The 4,435-nt window shown below is 68.9% G+C and carries 3 protein-coding genes; 1 reads left to right on the top strand and 2 read right to left on the bottom strand.

Features of this window, described 5'->3' with window-relative positions:
- Positions 1 to 187 precede the first annotated feature (187 nt).
- The gene (locus IF19_RS0134150; RefSeq protein WP_030114394.1) at positions 188 to 2,008 is read left to right on the top strand and encodes a bifunctional metallophosphatase/5'-nucleotidase; all 1,821 of its coding nucleotides are present in this window, start codon (positions 188 to 190) and stop codon (positions 2,006 to 2,008) included.
- 193 nt (positions 2,009 to 2,201) lie between these two features.
- On the opposite strand, the gene IF19_RS0134145 is transcribed toward IF19_RS0134150, so the two are convergent.
- Positions 2,202 to 3,629, bottom strand: coding sequence for a lysine N(6)-hydroxylase/L-ornithine N(5)-oxygenase family protein (locus IF19_RS0134145; RefSeq protein ID WP_030114393.1), 1,428 nt, complete (start codon positions 3,627 to 3,629; stop codon positions 2,202 to 2,204).
- On the bottom strand, positions 3,626 to 4,435 hold an 810-nt coding region (locus IF19_RS0134140), incomplete at its 5' end, for a pyridoxal phosphate-dependent decarboxylase family protein (protein ID WP_032788736.1). The genes IF19_RS0134145 and IF19_RS0134140, both read right to left, overlap by 4 nt.

Below are 4,435 nucleotides of genomic sequence, written 5' to 3'. Positions count from 1 at the left end.
GGGGTGGCGTGGGAGGGGTGGGGGGCGGTGGTGGGGGTTTCGGTCATGCGTTCACTGTGGCACGACGGGTGGTGGTGTGGTGTGGATGTCGGGTGGTCATCGGATCGAAACCTGTGCGGGGTGTTGCGGTGGGGGGTTGCTCGGCCAGAATCTACGCGCGTTGCCGTACTGAACGAGGAGTGAAGAGATGCCGTTGAACCGTAGGACGCTTCTGGGCCGTTCGGCTGCTGCCGGTGCGGGTGTGGCGATGGCGGGCGGTGCGGTCGTGGGGTCGGCGGGTGCGGCGGAGGCGAGGGGGCGCGGGCATGGTCACGGGCGTCCGGCGGAGCGGTACTCGTTCACGGTGATGGGGACGACGGATCTGCACGGGAACGTCTTCAACTGGGACTACTTCACGGACAGGGAGTACGACGACGCCGCCCGCAACGATGTCGGCCTGGCGAAGATCTCGACGTTGGTGAACGGGGTGCGCCGGGAGAAGGGACGGCGGAACACGCTGTTGATCGACGCGGGTGACACGATCCAGGGCACGCAGTTGTCGTACTACTACGCGAAGGTCGATCCGATCACGGCGCGGCGTGGCCCGGTGCATCCGATGGCGCGGGCGATGAACGCGATCGGGTACGACGCGGCGGCGCTGGGGAATCACGAGTTCAACTACGGGATTCCGGTGCTGCGGAAGTTCGAGGAGCAGTGTGATTTTCCGCTGCTGGGGGCGAACGCGTTGGACGCGAAGACGTTGCGGCCGGCGTTCGCGCCGTATGTGGTCAGGCGGATGCGGACGCCGTGCGGGCGTGATGTGCGGGTGGCGGTGCTGGGGTTGACGAATCCGGGGATCGCGATCTGGGACAAGGCGAATGTGGGCGGGAAGATGGTGTTCCCGGGTCTGGAGGAGCAGGCGGCGAAGTGGGTGCCGAAGCTGCGGTCGATGGGTGCGGATGTGGTGATCGTGTCGGCGCATTCGGGTTCGTCGGGGACGTCGTCGTGGGGTGATCAGTTGCCGTACGTGGAGAACGCGGCGGCTCTGGTGGCGGAGCGGGTGCCGGGGATCGACGCGATTCTGGTGGGGCACGCGCATGTGGAGATCGCCGAGCACTTCGTGACGAACGAGGTGACGGGGAAGCGGGTGGTGTTGTCGGAGCCGGCGAAGTGGGGGCAGCGGTTGACGTTGTTCGACTTCGATCTGGTGTGGGAGCGGGGCCGTTGGGCGGTGGAGAAGGCGGGTTCCCGGGTGCTGAATTCCAACACGGTGCCGGAGGATCCGAAGGTGACGTCGTTGCTGCGCCGGGAGCACCGGAAGGTGGTGGAGTACGTCAACCAGGTGATCGGTACGTCGGTGGTGGCGATGTCGACGGCGGACGCGCCGTGGAGGGACGAGCCGATCATCGATCTGATCAATCAGGTGCAGACGGAGACGGTGCGGGCGGGCTTGGCGGGTGGGGAGTTCGCGGGGTTGCCGGTGTTGTCGCAGGCGTCGTGTTTCTCGCGTACGGCGGGGATTCCGGCGGGTGATGTGACGATCAGGGATGCGGCGGGGTTGTATCCGTTCGAGAACACGTTGGAGGCGCGGCTGATCACGGGTGCGCAGGTGAAGGATTACCTGGAGTATTCGGCGCGGTATTACGTGCGGACGCCTGCGGGTGGTCCGGTGGATACAGCGAAGTTGACGAATGCGGATGGTATTCCGGATTACAACTACGACGCGGTGTCGGGTGTGACGTATGACGTCGATATCGCGCAGCCGGTGGGTTCGCGGATCGTGGGGTTGTCGTTCGAGGGGAAGGCGATCGATCCGGCGGCGCGGTTCGTGTTGGCGGTGAACAATTATCGGGCGTCGGGTGGGGGGAATTTCCCGCATGTGCCGGGTGCGCGGCAGGTGTGGGCGGATTCGGACGAGATCCGGAACACGATCATCGGGTGGGTGCGGGAGAAGGGGTCGGTGGATCCGGCGGCGTTCGCTTCGGTGGGGTGGCGGTTGACGCGTGGGGGGTCGCCGGTTTTCCCGTAGTGCTTGTTCTCGGTTGACGCCGGTTGTGATGTGGTGCCGGTGTTGCCGCTGTGCCGGTGGTGCCGGTGGTGCCGGTTTCTGGTGCCGTGGCAGTGGTTTCGGCGGCGCCGGTGGTGCTGTGTGTCGCGTGGTGTGGTCGTTCGGCCCGGGTCTCCTTGGTGGGGGCCCGGGCCGTTCGTCGTCCGGGCGGGTTCTAGTGGGTCCGGGTCAGGTGGTGGTGGGCCGGGGTCTGGGTGGGGATGGCGGGGTGCTGGGGGGTGAGGCCGAAGGTGGTGAAGGCGGTGCGTTCGGGGAGGGGGTAGGGGTTGGCGCCGGTGAGGTTGTTGAGGATGGTGGCGCTGCGCCAGGCGGCGAGGCCGAGGTCGGGGGCGCCGACTCCGTGGGTGTGGCGTTCGGCGTTCTGTACGTAGACGTGTCCGGTGACGGTGGGGTCGAGGACGAGTCGGTACTGGTCGTCGATGCGGGGGCGGTGGGAGGCGTCGCGGCTGAGGTAGGGGGTGAGGCCGCCGAGGACGGCGTCGAGGGGGCGTTCGCGGTAGCCGGTGGCGAGGATGACGGCGTCGGTGGCGAGGCGGGTGCGGATGCCTTGCTGGGTGTGTTCGAGGTGGAGTTCGACGCGGGTGTCGGTGAGGCGTCCGGCGGTGCGGACGTGGACGCCGGGGGTGAGGGTGGCGTCGGGCCAGCCGCCGTGGAGGGTGCGGCGGTAGAGCTCGTCGTGGATGGCGGCGATGGTGTCGGCGTCGATGCCTTTGTGGAGTTGCCATTGGCGGGGGACGAGTTCGTCGCGGGCGGTTTCGGGGAGGGCGTGGAAGTAGCGGCTGTAGTCGGGGGTGAAGTGTTCGAGGCCGAGTTTGGAGTACTCCATGGGGGCGAATGCCTGGGTGCGGGCGAGCCAGTGGAGGTTCTCGGCGCCTTCGGGTCGGGCGCGGAGGAGGTCGAGGAAGATCTCGGCGCCGGACTGGCCGGAGCCGATGACGGTGATGTGGCCGGCGGTGAGGAGGCGGTCGCGGTGGCGGAGATAGTCGGCGGAGTGGAGTACGGGGACGCCTTCGGCTTCGGCGAGGGGTTTGAGGGGGTCGGGGACGAAGGGTTCGGTGCCGATGCCGAGGGCGATGTGGCGGGCGTAGGCGCGGCCGAGGGCTTCGGCTTCGCCGTCGCGGTCGATCTGGGTGAAGTCGACTTCGAAGAGGGCGCGGTCGGTGTTCCAGCGGACGGCGTCGACCTGGTGGCCGAAGTGGAGTCCGGGGAGTTGTTCGGTGACCCAGCGGCAGTAGGCGTCGTATTCGGCTCGTTGGATGTGGAAGCGCTCGGCGAAGTAGAAGGGGAAGAGGCGGTCGCGGGTGCGGAGGTAGTTGAGGAAGCTCCAGGGGCTGGTGGGGTCGGCGAGGGTGACGAGGTCGGCGAGGAAGGGGACTTGGAGGCTGGCGCCGTCGAGGAGGAGGCCGGGGTGCCAGTGGAAGGCGGGGCGTTGTTCGTAGAAGGTCGCGGCGAGGGGGCGGCGGGTGCCGGGGGCGGCGGGGATGGCGTGGGCGAGGGCGGCGAGGGAGAGGTTGAAGGGGCCGATGCCGATGCCGACGAGGTCGTGTGGCTGGTCGGGTTCGGGGGTGGGCCGGTCGGTCATCGCGGGGTGTCGCTTTCCGTGGGGTGGGTGGTGGGGGTGAGGAGTTCGGTGGTGGCGTGGGTGACGAGGTCGAGGAGTGTTCTGAGGTCGTGGGGGGTGGTGTGGGGGTTGAGGAGGGTGGCTTTGAACCAGAGGTGGCCTGCGGTGTGGGTGCGGCCGAGGACGGCGTGGCCGCGGTTGAGGAGGGTGCGGCGGATGGTGGCGACGGTGTGGTCGGTGGCGCCGGTGGGGCGGAAGAGGACGGTGCTGATGGTGGGGCGCTGGTAGAGGTCGAGGCCGGGGGTGGTGGTGATGAGGTCGGCGAGGTGGTGGGCGGTGGTGATGGTGCGGTCGATGAGGTCGGCGAGTCCGTCGCGGCCGAGGGCGTGGAGGGTGACGGCGATCTTGAGGGCGTCGGGGCGGCGGGTGGTGCGCAGGGAGCGGCCGAGGAGGTCGGGGAGGCCGGCTTCGGTGTCGTCGCCGGCGTTGAGGTAGGGGGCGTGGTGGTGGAGGGGGGTGAGGTGGTGGTGGTCGGGTACGGCGAGGAGTCCGGCGGAGGCGGGTTGCCAGCCGAGTTTGTGGAGGTCGAGGGTGACGCTGTGGGCGCGGTGGAGGCCGTGGAGGAGGGTGCGGTGGGTGGGGCTGAGGAGGAGGGGGCCTCCGTAGGCGGCGTCGATGTGGAGTTCGGCGCCGTGGGTGGTGCAGAGGTCGGCGATGGTGTCGAGGGGGTCGATGGCGCCGGTGTCGGTGGTGCCGGCGGTGGCGACGACGAGGTGGGGGCGGGGGTGCTCGGTGAGGGCGTTGGTGAGTGCGGTGGGGTCGAGGGG

The sequence above is a fragment of the Streptomyces californicus genome, assembly GCF_000717645.1.
Taxonomy (GTDB): Bacteria; Actinomycetota; Actinomycetes; order Streptomycetales; family Streptomycetaceae; genus Streptomyces; species Streptomyces californicus.
Note: the sequence above shows the minus strand (reverse complement) of the source record. Positions and strands in the feature narration are given on the sequence as shown.

What these genes read in the sequence shown, in the direction of transcription:
- IF19_RS0134145 (WP_030114393.1), bottom strand. Translation starts at nt 3,629, where the DNA reads ATGACCGACCGGCCCACCCCCGAACCCGACCAGCCACACGACCTCGTC.
- IF19_RS0134150 (WP_030114394.1), top strand. Translation starts at nt 188, where the DNA reads ATGCCGTTGAACCGTAGGACGCTTCTGGGCCGTTCGGCTGCTGCCGGT.